A 14,625-nucleotide genomic window follows, 5' to 3' on the forward strand; every position below is an offset into this window, starting at 1 on the left:
CTGCCCACCAGGATACCCCGCGCCGACCGTCCGCGCCCCGGTCGCGCAGGGCCGGCGCAGGCCGGTCCGGGGAAAGTCGCGTGCCGGCGCAGGTCGCGGCGGCGTTACCCTGACACCATGCAGGCCACCCTGGCGACCACCACCCACCTGGCCCGGCCCGGCCGGCCGGTGGTGGTGGCGCGCACCCTGGCGGAGCTGACCGGCCCCACCGGCGGGGTGGTGGAGCTGCCGGTCCGGTTGATGTGGAGCAGCGAACGCACGTTCGACCTGGCCGAACCGGACGACCTGCTCTGGCTGTACGAGAACGTGCTGCGCGAGACCACCCGCGCCGACGACCTGCGGGCACTGATCGACGGACGCACCCTGCGCCGGGTGTGGCGGCGGCTCAACCTGCCCCGGGGGGTCCGGTCGGCCTGGGAGAGCCGGCACCGGGGTCTGCGGACCGCGTGACCCACCTGCACGACTTCTACCGGGAGGTCGCCCGGGTCGCCCTCACCGCGGCCGGGCCGCACCGGTTCGTCCTCGGCGGCGGGGTGGCGTGGGCGGCGCACGGCCTGGTCACCCGCCCCACCGAGGACGTCGACCTGTTCGCCGACGTGGAGGGGGCGGCCGCCGCCGCGGCGGCGGAGGTGTGCGCTGCGCTGGAACGCGCCGGGTACACCGTCGCGCCGGCCGACCCGGACAGCGACCTCGGTGACCTCTTCGAGGGCTTCGACCGGGACATCCGGGACTTCGTGGTCGGCCGGGACGACCGGCAGATCCGGCTCAGCCTGGCCCGGCTCGACCGCTACCGCTCACCGGTGGTGATGGACCTCGGTCCGGTGATGGACGTCCGCGACCTGATCGCCAACAAGACCGCCGCCCTGGTCAACCGGCGGGAGGCCCGCGACTACATCGACGTCGCCGCCGCGCTGGCGCAGTACCCGGTCGACGAGCTGCTGATGCTGGCCCGGCAGGTGGACCCGGCGCTGGCCGACGAGGACGTGCGGGCCGCCGGCCGCTACCTGGACCGGCTGCCGGACCGGCGGCTCGCCCGCTACGGCCTGGACCCGACGCAGATCGCGCAGGTCCGTCGCCGGCTGGCGGACTGGCCCCGCTGACCGCCGGACCGGGGCCGGGGCCCCGGCCCGGCGGACGGGGCGGTCACTTGGTGAACCGGCCGCCGGGCCGGGGCCCCGGCCCGGCGGACGGGGCGGTCACTTGGTGAACCGGCCGCCGGTCACGCCCAGGATCTCCCCGGTGACGTAGCTGGACTCCTGCGAGGCGAAGAAGACGTACGCGGGGGCCAGTTCGGCGGGCTGCCCGGCCCGGCCCAGCGGGGTGTCGGTGCCGAACTTCTCCACCTTCTCAGGCGGCATGGTCGCCGGGATCAGCGGCGTCCAGATCGGGCCGGGCGCCACCGCGTTGACCCGGATGCCCCGGTCGGCGAGCTGCGCGGCGAGCCCCTTGGTGAAGTTGGCGATGCCCGCCTTGGTGGTGGCGTAGTCCAGCAGCGGCGGCGACGGGTCGAACGCCTGGATGGAGGTGGTGTTGATGATCGTCGCGCCCTCCTTCAGGTGCGGCAGGGCGCTGCGGCAGAGCCAGAACATCGCGTACAGGTTGGTCTTCATCACCCGGTCGAACTGGTCGGTGCTGATCGCCTCGATGCCGTCGTCCTGGGCCATCTGGTACGCCGCGTTGTTGACCAGGATGTCCAGCCCGCCGAGGTCGGTCACCGTCCGGTCGACCAGGTCACGGCAGTGCTGCTCGTCGGTCAGGTCGGTGCGCACCGCGACCCCCCGGCGGCCGGCCTCCTCGATCAGCCGGACGGTCTCCCGGGCGTCGGCGTCCTCGTCCTCGTCGAGGTAGGACACCACCACGTCGGCGCCCTCCCGGGCGAACGCGATCGCCACCGCCCGGCCGATGCCCGAGTCGCCGCCGGTGATCAGGGCCCGCTTGCCCGCCAACCGGTCACTGCCCCGGTACGACGTCTCGCCGTGGTCGGGCTCCGGGCCCATCCGGTCGGTCCGGCCGGGCGTCGACTGCTGCTGGGCCGGCTGACCCTCCTGGTGGCCGTACTGGGTGTTCGGGTCCTGCGGGGTGTACTGGTCCTGGCTCACCGTGCGGCTCCCCTGTCTGCTTTGGTCCGTTCTGGGTCTCTCGGTCACCTACCCCGACGGGTCGGCCGGAAACAACCCGTGCCTGGCACCCGTCGACGGTGGTGTGACCGGCAGGTGACCGGCGACGGCGTGGTGGTGGAACAGTGCGGGCCACTGTGGCAGGAGCGACCGCTGGTCGTTATGGTGCGCAACGGCGCTTACGAGGCGCGTCCATCCCCGTCGAAGGGCACCCCCATGACCTCCTCCCCCGGCGCGTCGCGCCGCCAGGTGCTGGCCGTCGCCGCCGCCGCGGCCACCGCCCCGCTGATCGCCGGCGCGCCCGCCCGGGCGGCCGGGCGGCAGGGCCCGAAGGGTCCGAAAACCTGGGACCTGACCGTCCTGGGCACCTCGGACACCCACGGCAACGTCTACAACTGGGACTACTACCGCGACGCCGAGTTCGACGACAGCAAGCACAACGACGTCGGCATCGCCAAGCTCGCCACCCTGGTCAACCAGATCCGCGCCGAGCGCCGGGGCCGGGCCACCCTGGTCCTCGACGCCGGCGACACCATCCAGGGCACCCCGCTGGCCACGTACTACGCCAAGCAGGAGCCGATCACCGTCACCGGCGCGACGCACCCGATGGCCCGCGCGATGAACATCCTGCGGTACGACGCGGTGACGCTGGGCAACCACGAGTTCAACTACGGGCTGCCGCTGCTGGCCACCTGGATCGGCCAGCTGGGCTTCCCGGCGCTGGCCGCCAACGCGGTGAACGCGAAGACCGGCAGGCCGGCGTTCCAGCCGTACGTGCTCAAGCGGGTGCGGCCCGGTGGGCCCGGCTCGCCGACCCTGACCGTGGGCATCCTCGGCCTGACCAACCCCGGGGTGGCCATCTGGGACAAGGGCAACGTGGAGGGCAAGCTGGTCTTCCCCGGCATGGTGGAGACCGCCGCGAAGTGGGTGCCGGTCATGCGGGCACGCGGCGCGGACCTGGTCATCGTCTCCGCCCACGGCGGCGACAGCGGCACCTCCAGCTACGGCCCGGAGCTGCCCAACGAGAACCCGGTCGCGCTGATCGCCCAGCAGGTCCCCGGCATCGACGCGATCCTGTTCGGCCACGCCCACAACGAGGTGGTGGAGAAGTTCGTCACCAACACCGCCACCGGTGCGCAGGTGCTCACCGCCGAACCGTCCAAGTGGGGGCAGCGGCTGACCCGGATGGACTTCACCCTCACCCGGGAGCGGGGCCGCTGGAAGGTCGTCGCCAAGGGCGCCACCATGCTCAACACCAACACCGTGGTCGAGGACCCGACGGTGCTCGCCGCCGTACGCGGTCAGCACGCCACGACCGTCGGGTACGTCAACACGGTGGTCGCCCGGTCCGCGCAGGAACTGTCGGCGGCCGAGTCGCGCTACCGGGACACCCCGATCCTGGACTTCATCAACCACGTGCAGACCGAGGTGGTCACCGCCGCGCTCACCGGCGGCCCGTACGCGGCGCTGCCGGTGCTGTCGATCGCCGCGCCGTTCAGCCGCACCGCCGTGTTCCCGCAGGGTGACGTGCGCATCCGGGACGTCGCCGGGCTGTACGTCTACGACAACACCCTGGAGGCGGTGGTGCTCACCGGCGCCGAGGTGAAGGCGTACCTGGAGTACTCGGCGAAGTACTTCACCACGCTGCCGGTCGGCGCACCTGTCGACCCGGCGACGATCAGCGACCCGGCCGTGCCGGACTACAACTACGACGTGATCTCCGGGCTGGACTACGACGTCGACGTCTCCCGGCCGGTCGGGCAGCGGATCACCCGGCTGGTGCTACCCGGCACCGACACCCCGGTCGCCGCCGACGCGCAGTTCGTGGTCGCGGTGAACAACTACCGGCGCAGCGGCGGCGGGAACTTCCCCGGCATCGTGAAGACCCAGGTCTACAACGCGCAGCAGGAGATCCGCCAGCTGCTCATCGACTGGGCGCAGGCCCGGGGCACCATCGACCCGGCCGACTTCTTCGTGCCGAACTGGCGACTGGTCCGCGCCGGCGTGCCGGTCTTCTGAGCCGACCGGCCGTCGCTCACCGCACGGCCTGCCCGACGGGCCCCGGGGTGGCATCCCGGGGCCCGTCGGTTCAGCCGCCCGCGCGCAGGTCCTGCTCGTACTGGCCGGGGGTCGGATCGGGCTGGTAGCGGGGCGGGTCGGTCTCGGTCGACGCCGACCGCTCGTCGGGACGTACCGCCGGTGGCAGCTCGCCGAAACGGGCGTGCCGCAGGAACGCGTACTGCTCGTCGGTGAACGGTTCGCTCATGACGCTCAGTGTGCGCCCGGCATCAAGGCCGGCGGGAGGGGTAAGCGCGCGGGACCGTCGGCGACGAGAGGACGAAACCATGCGCGCGGTACGGATGACCGCCCCCGGGGTGCTCGAACAGGTGGAGGTGCCCACCCCGACGCCCGGCCCCGGCGAGGTGCTGGTACGCGTCGGCGCGGTCGGTGCCTGCCACTCCGACCTGCACATCCTCGACGCCCCGCCGGGCCTCTACCCCACCCCGATCACCCTCGGCCACGAGATCGCCGGCACCGTGGACACCCCCGGCGACGGCGTCACCGGCTGGTCCGCCGGGGACCGGGTCGCCGTCTACGGGATCATCGGCTGCGGCACCTGCCGGGGCTGCCTGCGGGGCTCGGAGAACCAGTGCCGCACCGTGCCTCCCGGCGGGATCGGGCTCAGCCGCGACGGCGGGCTGGCCGAGCACGTGGTGGTGCCTGCCTCCCGGCTGCTGCCCGTCGGCGACCTGGAGATGACCCAGGCCGCGCCGCTGACCGACGCCGGGCTGACCCCGTACCACGCGATCGAGCTGGCCCGGCCGGCGCTGCGACCCGGGACGTCGGTCGTGGTGATCGGCATCGGCGGACTGGGGCACATGGCGGTGCAGATCCTCGCCGCCACCACCGCCGTGCGGATCATCGCGGTGGACAGCAACGTCGCCGCCCTCGACCTGGCCACCCGGGTCGGCGCGCACCACGTGGTACCGGCCGGCCCCGACACGGTCGACCGGCTCCGGGAGCTGGTCGGCCCGGCGCCCGACGGCGCGGACGTGGTCATCGACTGCGTCGGGGTGGACGCCACCCTCACCACCGCCCGCAGCGTCGTGGCCACCGGCGGCCGGCTGCTGCTGGTCGGGTTGGGCGGCGGCACCCTGCCGGTGCGGCCGGTCGCCGACGAGCCGCCCACCGTGCCGTTCGAGACCAGCGTCACGGTCCCGTTCTGGGGCACCCGGGCCGAACTCCGGGAGGTGATCGCCCTGGGCCGGGCCGGGCTGCTCACCGCCGACGTGCAGACCTTCCCGCTGGACCGCGCGCCCGAGGCGTACGACCTGCTGCGGGCCGGCGAGATCCACGGCCGTGCGGTGATCGTGCCCTGACCCGGCTCCGTCGGCCCGGCGGGTCAGCGGCCGGACGGCCCGGCCGGCTGCGGACCCCGGGCGGGCAGCCGGTCCAGCAGGGCCTCCACGGCCCGCACCGGCAGCCGGTCCATGGTCCGGTCGAAGCTCAGCCGGCCCTGGCAGAACCGGACGAACATCGACCAGCCGGCCGGGGTCGCCACGAACGCGTGGCACAGTTGCGGGCGGCGGGCGAACAGGGTCAGCATCCGCCGGCCGGCGCGCATCGACGGCACCAGGCGTTCGTGCACGTCGCGGGGGTAGCGGTCCAGGTCACCGGCGGCGACCGCCGCGGCGGCCAGCGTCCCGGAGCGCAGCGCGTAGCTGATCCCCTCCCGGGTCCACGGCTCCAGCAGGCCGGCCGCGTCGCCGGCCACCAGCACCCGGCCGTGGCGCAGCGGGGAGTCGTCGACCCGGCACCGGGTCAGGTGCCCGGAGTCGTGCGCGGCGGGCACCTGCGCCAGGCCCAGCCGGTCGAGGAAGCTGTGCAGGTAGGCGCGGGTGCGCTCGCCCTCGCCCCGGGCCCCGATCACGCCGACGGTGAGCAGGTCCCCCTTGGGGAACACCCAGCCGTACGCGCCGGGGAACGGGCCCCAGTCCAGCAGCAGCCGCCCCCGCCAGCGGGCCGCCTGCGCGGGTGACACCGGCAACTCCCGTTCCAGGCCCAGGTCCACCTGCCCGTACCGGACCCCCACGTGCCGGGCGGTCACCCCGGCGGAACCGTCGGCCCCGATCACCGTCCGGGCGGTCACCGTGCAACCGTCGGCCAGTCGGACGCGTACCGTGTCGGGGTCCTGGTCGAGGGCGCGCACGGCGACGCCCTCGCGGACCTCGGCCCCGGCGGACACCGCCGCCGCGCGCAGCCGGTCGTCGAACTCCTCGCGGCGCACCATCGTCACCAGGGGTGTGCCGTGCCGGCGGGTGAAGCCCCACCGGCCGTCGCGGGTGAAGGTGACCCGGTCGACCCGGTCGTGCGCCGGCACCTCGATCCGGCCGGCCACCATCGACAGCGAGGTGCCGATCAGGCCACCTCCGCAGGTCTTGTAGCGGGGATGCACGGCCCGGTCCAGCACCAGCGTCCGCACGCCGGCCGCGGCGGCCTCCCGGGCCGCGCTGAGCCCGGCCGGCCCGGCACCGACCACGACGAGATCCCAGATGATCATGCCGCCCAGCCTAGGGCACCGGCCCGTCCGGTGGCGCGCACGACCGGCCGTCCGGCAGGCATCGTCGGGCGGCCAGCGGGTAAGCCGCGCCACCCGGACCGCCCGACCGGCCGGCCGGGGCCACGGCAAGGAGGGGCACCATGCAGCAGGTACGTCTGTCGGAGGTCGAGGTGCGCGTCTACGAGGCGGTCAGCGTGCTGGAGACACGCAGTCAGGTCCCCTACCCCGACCTGATCGCCGAGGAGGCGGGGCTGGCCGAGCAGGACGTCCACGCGCCCCTGCGCCAGCTCACCGAGAAGGGCCTGCTGCACCGGGAGGACTCGCCGCTGGCCGGGCTGGACTTCGGCCCCCGCTGGTGCGCCCGCCAGCCGGCGTGAGCACCGTCGCACCCCGCCGGACGGCCGGGCCGGACACCGGTTTGCCGCCCCCGCCCCCGGGTAGCGCTGCGGCATGCCCGATCACCGGTCCGTGCGGGACCGCACCACCGCCGACGGTCCCATGAGCGGCCCCACCGACGACCGCCGCCGCTGGCAGGCCCTCGGCGTCGGCCTGGTCGCGGCGTTCATGACGCTGCTGGACGTCAGCATCGTCAACGTCGCCGTCCCGTCGATGGACCGCGCGTTGCAGGCCAGCCCGAGCGACCTGCAGTGGGTGCTGTCGGGCTACGCGCTGACCTTCGGCCTGGTCCTGGTGCCGGCCGGCCGGTTCGGCGACGCCCGGGGGCGACGTAACGCCTTCGTCGTCGGGGTCGCCCTGTTCACCGTCACCAGCGCGCTGGCCGGGCTGGCCCAGTCACCGACCTGGCTGGTCGCCGCCCGGCTCCTGCAGGGCGTCGCCGCCGGCGTGGTCAACCCGCAGGTGACCGGCCTGATCCAGCAGCTGTTCCGGGGCGCGGAGCGGGGGCGCGCGTTCGGCCTGCTCGGCGCGACCATCGGCATCTCCACCGCCGTCGGCCCCCTGCTCGGCGGCCTGCTCATCCAACTCGGCGGGGAGGACCACGGCTGGCGGTGGGTGTTCTTCGTCAACGTCCCCGTCGGGGTGCTCGCGGTGCTGCTCGGCTGGCGGCTGCTGCCCACCCGGGCCGCCGGCCGGCTCGACCGGCACCGGCTCGACCCGGTCGGGGTGCTGCTGCTCGGCGTCGGCGTGACGCTCCTGCTGCTGCCGCTGGTGCAGCGGGAACAGTGGCCCAGCCCGTGGAAGTGGGCGCTGATCCCGGCCGGGCTGGTGGTCCTGGTCGGCTTCGGGTTCTGGGAGCACCGGTACGGGCGCACCCGCACCCCCCTGTTCGACCTGGGGTTGTTCCGGCTGCGGTCGTACACGATCGGGGCGGTGATCGCGCTCATCTACTTCGGCGGCTTCACCGCGATCTTCTTCATCTTCACCCTCTACCTGCAGAACGGCCTCGGCTACCGGGCGTTGACCGCCGGCCTGGCGATCACCCCGTTCGCCCTCGGCTCGGCGCTGGCCGCCGCCCTGGGTGGCCGGCTGGTCACCCGGTTCGGCCGGCCGCTGGTCGGGATCGGGCTGGTCATGGTGCTGGTCGGGCTGGGTGGGGTGGTGTTCGTGCTGCGCGGCGACCCGCACGGCTCGGTCCCGCTGCTCACCGCGCTGCCCCTGCTGCTCGCCGGACTGGGCAGCGGCCTGGTGATCACCCCGAACCAGACGTTGACCCTGTCCGAGGTGCCGGTGCCGCAGGCGGGCAGCGCGGCCGGCATGCTGCAGACCGGGCAGCGGATCGGGTCGGCCGCCGGCATCGCCGCCGTCGGCGCGCTGTTCTTCTCGTCGCTGGCCAGCACCGACGGCCAGTGGGCCGCCGCGTTCCGGCACTCCCTGCTGCTGGCCATGGGTATCGTCGCGTTGGCCCTGGTCGCCGCGGCGACCGACATCGTGCTGAACCACCGCGCCGCCCACCGCCACTGAGTCCGCCGAGCACCGCCGCCGAAACCGGGGTCCACAGGCGACACCAACCGCGGGGGAACCGTCGGCGAACACTCACCGCACGGGGCTGCGCACGTACCGCAGCACCCGGTAGACACATAGACCATGACGAACACCCTCGACCGTCGTACCATGCTGCGCCTCGCCGGTGCCTCCGCCGGCACCGCCGTCCTCGCCGGCGCCACCCTCGCCGCGAGCGGTCCCGCCCACGCGGCGGACGGCGCGTTCCGGCACGGGGTCGCCTCCGGCGATCCGCTGCCCGACGGCATCCTGCTGTGGACCCGGGTCACCCCCGTTCCGGAGGCGCTGCCCGGTTCGGGCCTCGGCCCGGACGTCGACGTACGCTGGCAGGTCGCCGCCGACCCCGACTTCGCCACGGTGACCGCGCAGGGCGTGGCACCGACCGGCCCGGCCCGCGACCACACCGTCAAGGTCGCGGTGACCGGGCTGGCCCCGGCGACGACCTACTGGTACCGGTTCGGTCACGGTGACACCTGGTCGCCGACCGGCCGGACGATGACCGCCCCGGCGACCGACGCGGCGATCGACCGGCTGCGGCTGGGCGTGGTGTCCTGCGCGAACTGGGAGGCCGGGCACTTCGCGGCCTACCGGCGGCTGGCCGACCGGGGTGACCTCAACCTGGTCGTGCACCTCGGCGACTACCTCTACGAGTACGGCACCGGCGAGTTCGACGCCGGCGGCACGGTGGTGCGCCCGGTCGCGCCCGAGCACGAGACGCTCACCCTGGCCGACTACCGGGTCCGGCACGCGCTCTACAAGACCGACCCGGGCCTGCAGGCGCTACACGCCGCCCTGCCCTGGGTGATCACCTGGGACGACCACGAGGTCGCCAACGACGCCTGGTCGGGCGGGGCGGAGAACCACACCCCGGGCAGCGAGGGCGCGTGGGCCGACCGGGTCGCCGCCGCCCGGCAGGCGTACCAGGAGTGGATGCCGGTACGGATCGGCGCGGACGGCACGATCTACCGGCGGTTGCGCTTCGGCCGGCTCGCCGAGCTGTCCATGCTGGACCTGCGGTCGTACCGGTCGCAGCAGGCCGGCGGCACGGCGGTGGACGACCCGGCCCGCACCATCGCCGGCGCGGCCCAGCTGCGGTGGCTCGCCGACGGCCTGTCCGGCTCGACGGCACAGTGGAAGCTGGTCGGCAACCCGGTGATGATGGCCCGGGTCGACCTCGGTTCGCTGCCGGCGTGGCTGCTCGGCCCGCTGGCCAAGCTGCTCGGCATCCCGCAGAACGGCGCGGTGCTCAACCCCGACCAGTGGGACGGCTACAACGCCGACCGGGACCGGCTGGTCGACCACCTGCGGGCCACCGGCACCCGGGACGTGGTCTTCCTCACCGGCGACATCCACACCTCGTGGGCCAGCGAGGTGACCACCCGCTCGACGGGGTTGACCAACCCGGCCGCCGCCGAGTTCGTGGTGCCCTCGGTGACCAGCGACAACCTCGACGACGTCCTCGGGCTGCCGGCCGGCAACGGGCTGAGCCTGCTCGGCGCGACCCTGCTGCGCTCGACGAACCCGCACGTGAAGTGGACGGAGCTGGACGGGCACGGCTACGGCGTGCTGGAGGTGACCCCGCAGCGCTGCCGGATGGACTGGTACCACCTGGTCGACCGGACCCGGCCCGACAGCGCGAGCCGCTGGGCCGCCGGGTTCTCCGTCGGCGTCGGGTCGGCGAAGCTGCGCCGGGAGGACGCGCCGGCCTGACCCGGACAGACGCCGACCGGCCGGCCCCCACGACGGGGGCCGGCCGGTCGTGGGTCACCAGAGCTGCTGGACGATGTCCGCCGCCTGCTGCTCCCACTGGGCGTACGCGTACGGGTACGCCGAGACCTGCACGGTCTGCGCGGCGGTGGTCAGCGGCAGGTCCCGCCACCCGTGCACGTTCTTCAACGCGCCGAAGAACGCCCGGGAGGCGTACCGGGGGTCGGTGACCTGCTCGGGCGTGCCCCACCCCGACGACGGGCGCTGCTGGAACAGGCCCTGCGAGTCGTGGTCGTTGTACGCGCCGAGGTGCCCCAGGTTGTACAGCTTCGACTCCTGCAGCGAGGTGGCCACGCCGATCACCGCGCCGCGCTCGCCCACGCCGCTGCGCTTGGCCTCGGCGATGATCTCCTTGGCGTTGGCGAGCTGCGCGTCGTCGAGCGGGACGCGGGACTGGGCGCCCTCGACGCCGCGCGGGATGAGGTCGTCGGTGCTCGGCTTGCCGGCCGGTACCTCGGTGGTGGGGGTGCCGGTGGTCAGGCCGGACTCGACGGTGACGCCCTGCCGGCCCTCGCCGGTGGTCACATCCTGCCGACCCTTGCCGGTGGCCAGGTCGATCGCGGCACGGGCCCCCTCGTGGGGGCCGCTGGTGACGGGGGCGGCCACGGCGGCCGGTCCGAACGCCAGGCCGCCGAGGGCGGCGACGCCGGCGATGCTCAGTATGGTCCTGCGGTCCTTCGCGATGGCCGGGAGCCATCGGGTGAAGTCCAGCTTCACGATGGTTGCCCTTTCGATCGTGGCGACGCGCTCCGGGGTGAGCGGGCCTCGGGGGACTGCCCCGCCGGCCGGAGGTGTGGCGACCGGCGTACGGGGAACACAACCCACCGCCCCTGTCCGTCATTCCGGAAATGCGCAGGCCAGCTCGGGCTGTGGTCCGGGTCATCCCCGGAACCGGGCACGCGGCGCGAAAATGCCGATACGGCGGTATCCGGGCGTTCGGATACCGCCGTATCGGCGACGGTGCGACGGCGGGCGGTGCCCGCCGGTCAGTGGCCGCGGGCCAGCCACTCCTGCAGGTGGGGGGCCTCCGCGCCGACGGTGGTGTCGTCGCCGTGCCCGGTGTGCACCACGGTGTCCGCCGGCAGGGTGAGCAGCCGGGTCCGGATCGACTCGACGATCGTGGCGAAGTCGCTGTACGACCGCCCGGTCGCCCCCGGCCCCCCGGCGAACAGGGTGTCGCCGGTGAACACCGCACCCAGCGCCGGGACGTGGAAACTGCACGCGCCGGGACTGTGCCCGGGGGTGTGCAGCACCCGCAGGACGGTGTCCCCGACGGTGATCTCCTGCCCGTCGGTCAGCTCCCCGTCGGGGGCCAGCCCGGGATGCACCAGATCCCACAGCACCCGGTCGGCGGGGTGCAGCAGGATCGGTGCGCCGGTCGCCTTGGCCAGGGCGGGGGCGACCCGCACGTGGTCGTCGTGGGCGTGGGTGGCGAGGATCGCCACCACCCGCCGGTCGCCGACGACCCGGCGGATCGCGGCCACGTCGTGCGGGGCGTCCAGCACCACGCACTCGGTGTCGTCGCCGACGACCCAGACGTTGTTGTCGACGTCGAAGGTCTGCCCGTCCAGGGAGAACGTGCCGGAGGTGACGGCGTGGTCGATCCGGGCGGTCACGGGAACACCACCACCGACCGCAGCACGTCCCCGTGGTGCATCCGGCGGAACGACTCCTCCACCTGGTCCAGCGCGATCTCCTCGGTGACGAAGGCGTCGAGATCGAGCCGGCCCTGCAGGTAGAGCTGGGTGAGCAGCGGGAAGTCCCGGCTGGGCAGGCAGTCGCCGTACCAGCTCGACTTCAACGCGCCGCCCCGGCCGAAGACGTCCAGCAGCGGCAGGTCGACGGTCATCTCCGGGGTGGGCACCCCGACCAGCACGACGGTGCCGGCGAGGTCCCGGGCGTAGAACGCCTGCTTCCAGGTCTCCGGCCGGCCCACCGCGTCGATCACCACGTCCGCGCCGAAGCCGCCGGTGGCGGCCCGGATCGCCTCGACGGCGTCCTCGGCGGAGGCGTCGACGGTGTGGGTGGCGCCGAACCTGCGCGCCCAGTCGAGCTTGCGGCCGTCGGTGTCCACCGCGACGATCGTGGTCGCGCCGGCCAGGACGGCCCCGGCGACCGCCGCGTCGCCGACCCCGCCGCAGCCGATGACGGCCACCGAGTCGCCCCGGGTGACCTGCCCGGTGTTCATGGCCGCGCCCAGGCCGGCCATCACCCCGCAGCCGAGCAGCCCCACGGCGGCGGGCCGGGCCGCCGGGTCGACCCTGGTGCACTGGCCGGCGTGGACCAGGGTCTTCTCGGCGAACGCGCCGATGCCCAGGGCGGGGGTCAGCTCGGTGCCGTCGGTGAGGGTCATCTTCCGGGCCGCGTTGTGGGTGTTGAAGCAGTACCACGGCCGGCCCCGGCGGCAGGCCCGGCACTGCCCGCAGACGGCACGCCAGTTGAGCACCACGAAGTCACCGGGGGCGACGTCGGTGACACCCTCGCCCACCTGCTCCACCACCCCGGCCGCCTCGTGGCCGAGCAGGAACGGGTAGTCGTCGTTGATGCCGCCCTCGCGGTAGTGCAGGTCGGTGTGGCAGACCCCGCAGGACTGCACCCGCACCACCGCCTCGCCGGGCCCCGGGTCGGGCACCACGATGGTGGTGACCTCGACCGGAGCGCCCTTGCTCCGTGAAATGACGCCCCGGACTTCCTGGCTCACGCTGTGTCCTCCCTGCCTGCCGGCCCGACGGCCGGATGGGTCCCGCTCACCGCCGAACCTACCGCGATCATGCCGCCCGACCCATCGGTCCGCCGGACTCGCCGCCCGCCGCCCGCTCACCCCCACCGTCGGCCGGCTCCCCCGGCGGTACGCACACCGTCACCTCCGGCGTCGCCACCGGCCCGGCGTCGGTGGCCGGTACGCGTCGCCGCCGGGCGGCGTTGCGGTACCGCAGCACCTGGACCGCGCCCAACGCCCAGAGCAGGTACTGCACGGCGAACGCCCACCGGAACGCCGACAGCGGCGGGGCCGACGCGCCGGCCGGGGTGGTCAGGTCCAGCACCACCCCGATCGCCAGCACCAGCACGATCGAGGCGACGAACCCGCCGACGTTGACGATGCCGGTGGCGCTGCCGATGCGGTGCACCGGGTTGAACGTGCGGGCGTAGTCGAAGCCGATCACCGCGCCGGGGCCGCCCAGGGCCAGCACCAGCACCAGCATCACCAGCAGCCAGTGCGGCGAGCGGCCCGGCCAGGCCAGCACGACCGCCCAGACCGCGGCGCTGGCCGCGGTGACCACGAGGACCAGCGCCGACCGGTGGAATGGGTGCCGGGCGCACAGGTGGGCGACCACCGGCCCGGCGACCAGCGTCCCGACCGTCATCAGGCTGAGCAGGGACGCCGCGGCCGTCGGCGTGAGCCCCTGCCCCTGCACCAGGAACGGGTAACCCCACAGCAGCGCGAACACGGCCCCGGAGAACTGGGCGACGAAGTGCGTCCACAGGCCCAGCCGGGTGCCCGGCTGAGCCCAGGCGGCGGCGAGTTCCCGCCGCACCACGGACAGGGCGGGAGTGACGGCGACCCCCGGCCCGACGTGCGGGGCGTCCCGGACGGCGACGAGCACCAGCAGCACCGTCGTCGCCCCCAACCCGGCGGCGACCAGGAACGCCGGGGTCCAACCGGCCCGGTGCAGCAGCGCCACCAGCGGCACCGCCGCGAGGATCGCACCGAGCTGACCGACGGTGCCGGTGAGCTGCACCAGCAGCGGGTTGCGGCGGCCCGGGAACCAGAACGCGACGATCCGCAGCACGCTGATGAAGGTCATCGCGTCGCCGAGGCCCACCAGCACCCGGGCGGCGACGGCGAGCCGGACGTCGGTGGCGACGGCGAAGCAGAGCTGCCCGGCGACCATCAGCGTGCCGCCGGCCAGCAGCAGCCGGCGGGAGCCGAACCGGTCCAGCAGCACGCCGACCGGGATCTGCATGGCCGCGTAGACGACGAGCTGGGCGACCGAGAAGGCGGCCAGCGCGGAGGCGTTGACGGCGAACCGGTGGGTGGCCTCCACCCCGGTCACCCCGAGGGAGCTGCGGTGGAACACCGCCGCCAGGTAGGCGGTGACGGCCACCGCCCAGACCACGGTGGCCCGCCGGACGGTGGGCGCGGGGACGACGCTCACCGGTGGTCCGGGCCGGCGTCCGCCGCGCCGGATCCGTCGACGTGGTGGCCGTAGCAGGCCGGGG

The 14,625-nt window shown here is 74.3% G+C and carries 14 protein-coding genes; 7 read left to right on the forward strand and 7 right to left on the reverse strand.

The genetic code is table 11. The features are described from left to right. Positions 1–117: 117 nt before the first annotated feature. Positions 118–450, forward strand: a complete 333-nt coding sequence (locus ACN261_RS25285) for a hypothetical protein (protein ID WP_421482147.1) — start codon at positions 118–120, stop codon at positions 448–450. Continuing rightward, the gene (locus ACN261_RS25290; protein WP_421482148.1) at positions 447–1,100 is read left to right on the forward strand and encodes a nucleotidyl transferase AbiEii/AbiGii toxin family protein; all 654 of its coding nucleotides are present in this window, start codon (positions 447–449) and stop codon (positions 1,098–1,100) included. Before ACN261_RS25285 ends, ACN261_RS25290 begins: the two co-directional genes overlap by 4 nt. Before the next feature lie 96 nt (positions 1,101–1,196). Here ACN261_RS25290 and ACN261_RS25295 read toward each other — a convergent pair whose 3' ends face one another. Then, the gene (locus ACN261_RS25295) at positions 1,197–2,099 is read right to left on the reverse strand and encodes an SDR family oxidoreductase (protein ID WP_421482149.1); all 903 of its coding nucleotides are present in this window, start codon (positions 2,097–2,099) and stop codon (positions 1,197–1,199) included. A gap of 234 nt (positions 2,100–2,333) precedes the next feature. Here ACN261_RS25295 and ACN261_RS25300 point away from each other — a divergent pair, with 234 nt between their 5' ends. Then, the gene (locus ACN261_RS25300) at positions 2,334–4,136 is read left to right on the forward strand and encodes a bifunctional metallophosphatase/5'-nucleotidase (RefSeq protein WP_421486821.1); all 1,803 of its coding nucleotides are present in this window, start codon (positions 2,334–2,336) and stop codon (positions 4,134–4,136) included. A gap of 70 nt (positions 4,137–4,206) precedes the next feature. Here ACN261_RS25300 and ACN261_RS25305 read toward each other — a convergent pair whose 3' ends face one another. Beyond that, positions 4,207–4,383 carry a hypothetical protein gene (locus ACN261_RS25305; RefSeq protein ID WP_421482150.1) on the reverse strand — a complete coding sequence of 59 codons (177 nt, stop codon included), beginning with the start codon at positions 4,381–4,383 and terminating at the stop codon, positions 4,207–4,209. 79 nt (positions 4,384–4,462) lie between these two features. On the opposite strand from ACN261_RS25305, the gene ACN261_RS25310 reads away from it, so the two are divergent. Beyond that, on the forward strand, positions 4,463–5,497 hold the full coding sequence (locus ACN261_RS25310) for an NAD(P)-dependent alcohol dehydrogenase (RefSeq protein ID WP_421482151.1): 1,035 nt from the start codon (positions 4,463–4,465) through the stop codon (positions 5,495–5,497). A gap of 23 nt (positions 5,498–5,520) precedes the next feature. Here ACN261_RS25310 and ACN261_RS25315 read toward each other — a convergent pair whose 3' ends face one another. Next, the gene (locus tag ACN261_RS25315; protein ID WP_421482152.1) at positions 5,521–6,678 is read right to left on the reverse strand and encodes a geranylgeranyl reductase family protein; all 1,158 of its coding nucleotides are present in this window, start codon (positions 6,676–6,678) and stop codon (positions 5,521–5,523) included. Positions 6,679–6,818: 140 nt separating this feature from the next. Between ACN261_RS25315 and ACN261_RS25320 the strand changes: the two genes are divergently transcribed. The 3 genes from ACN261_RS25320 to ACN261_RS25330 all read left to right on the forward strand — a co-directional run bounded on the left by ACN261_RS25320 (position 6,819) and on the right by ACN261_RS25330 (position 10,347). Then, the gene (locus ACN261_RS25320) at positions 6,819–7,055 is read left to right on the forward strand and encodes a hypothetical protein (protein WP_204928348.1); all 237 of its coding nucleotides are present in this window, start codon (positions 6,819–6,821) and stop codon (positions 7,053–7,055) included. A 121-nt stretch (positions 7,056–7,176) separates the two neighbouring features. Continuing rightward, the gene (locus tag ACN261_RS25325; RefSeq protein ID WP_425853650.1) at positions 7,177–8,598 is read left to right on the forward strand and encodes an MFS transporter; all 1,422 of its coding nucleotides are present in this window, start codon (positions 7,177–7,179) and stop codon (positions 8,596–8,598) included. A 123-nt stretch (positions 8,599–8,721) separates the two neighbouring features. Beyond that, complete coding sequence (locus tag ACN261_RS25330) at positions 8,722–10,347, forward strand: alkaline phosphatase D family protein (RefSeq protein WP_425852493.1); 1,626 nt, start codon at positions 8,722–8,724, stop codon at positions 10,345–10,347. 54 nt (positions 10,348–10,401) lie between these two features. Here the strand turns inward: ACN261_RS25330 and ACN261_RS25335 are convergent, their stop codons facing one another. The 4 genes from ACN261_RS25335 to ACN261_RS25350 all read right to left on the reverse strand — a co-directional run bounded on the left by ACN261_RS25335 (position 10,402) and on the right by ACN261_RS25350 (position 14,561). Continuing rightward, complete coding sequence (locus ACN261_RS25335; RefSeq protein WP_425852495.1) at positions 10,402–11,121, reverse strand: hypothetical protein; 720 nt, start codon at positions 11,119–11,121, stop codon at positions 10,402–10,404. Positions 11,122–11,390: 269 nt separating this feature from the next. Then, a complete protein-coding gene (locus ACN261_RS25340) occupies positions 11,391–12,020 on the reverse strand; it encodes an MBL fold metallo-hydrolase (RefSeq protein WP_421482155.1) in 630 nt (209 codons plus the stop codon). Continuing rightward, positions 12,017–13,105, reverse strand: a complete 1,089-nt coding sequence (locus tag ACN261_RS25345; protein WP_425852497.1) for an S-(hydroxymethyl)mycothiol dehydrogenase — start codon at positions 13,103–13,105, stop codon at positions 12,017–12,019. Before ACN261_RS25345 ends, ACN261_RS25340 begins: the two co-directional genes overlap by 4 nt. Positions 13,106–13,172: 67 nt before the next feature. Further along, complete coding sequence (locus ACN261_RS25350) at positions 13,173–14,561, reverse strand: MFS transporter (RefSeq protein WP_421482157.1); 1,389 nt, start codon at positions 14,559–14,561, stop codon at positions 13,173–13,175. Between the last annotated feature and the right edge of the window lie 64 nt (positions 14,562–14,625).

Origin of the sequence: Micromonospora sp. WMMD723 (assembly GCF_049863385.1) — a bacterium.
Lineage (GTDB): Bacteria > Actinomycetota > Actinomycetes > Mycobacteriales > Micromonosporaceae > Micromonospora > Micromonospora wenchangensis.

Coding starts and splice junctions, on each gene's coding strand:
- ACN261_RS25285 (WP_421482147.1), top strand. CDS start 118: ATGCAGGCCACCCTGGCGACCACCACCCACCTGGCCCGGCCCGGCCGG.
- ACN261_RS25300 (WP_421486821.1), top strand. CDS start 2,334: ATGACCTCCTCCCCCGGCGCGTCGCGCCGCCAGGTGCTGGCCGTCGCC.
- ACN261_RS25305 (WP_421482150.1), bottom strand. CDS start 4,383: ATGAGCGAACCGTTCACCGACGAGCAGTACGCGTTCCTGCGGCACGCC.
- ACN261_RS25310 (WP_421482151.1), top strand. CDS start 4,463: ATGCGCGCGGTACGGATGACCGCCCCCGGGGTGCTCGAACAGGTGGAG.
- ACN261_RS25315 (WP_421482152.1), bottom strand. CDS start 6,678: ATGATCATCTGGGATCTCGTCGTGGTCGGTGCCGGGCCGGCCGGGCTC.
- ACN261_RS25320 (WP_204928348.1), top strand. CDS start 6,819: ATGCAGCAGGTACGTCTGTCGGAGGTCGAGGTGCGCGTCTACGAGGCG.
- ACN261_RS25325 (WP_425853650.1), top strand. CDS start 7,177: ATGAGCGGCCCCACCGACGACCGCCGCCGCTGGCAGGCCCTCGGCGTC.
- ACN261_RS25330 (WP_425852493.1), top strand. CDS start 8,722: ATGACGAACACCCTCGACCGTCGTACCATGCTGCGCCTCGCCGGTGCC.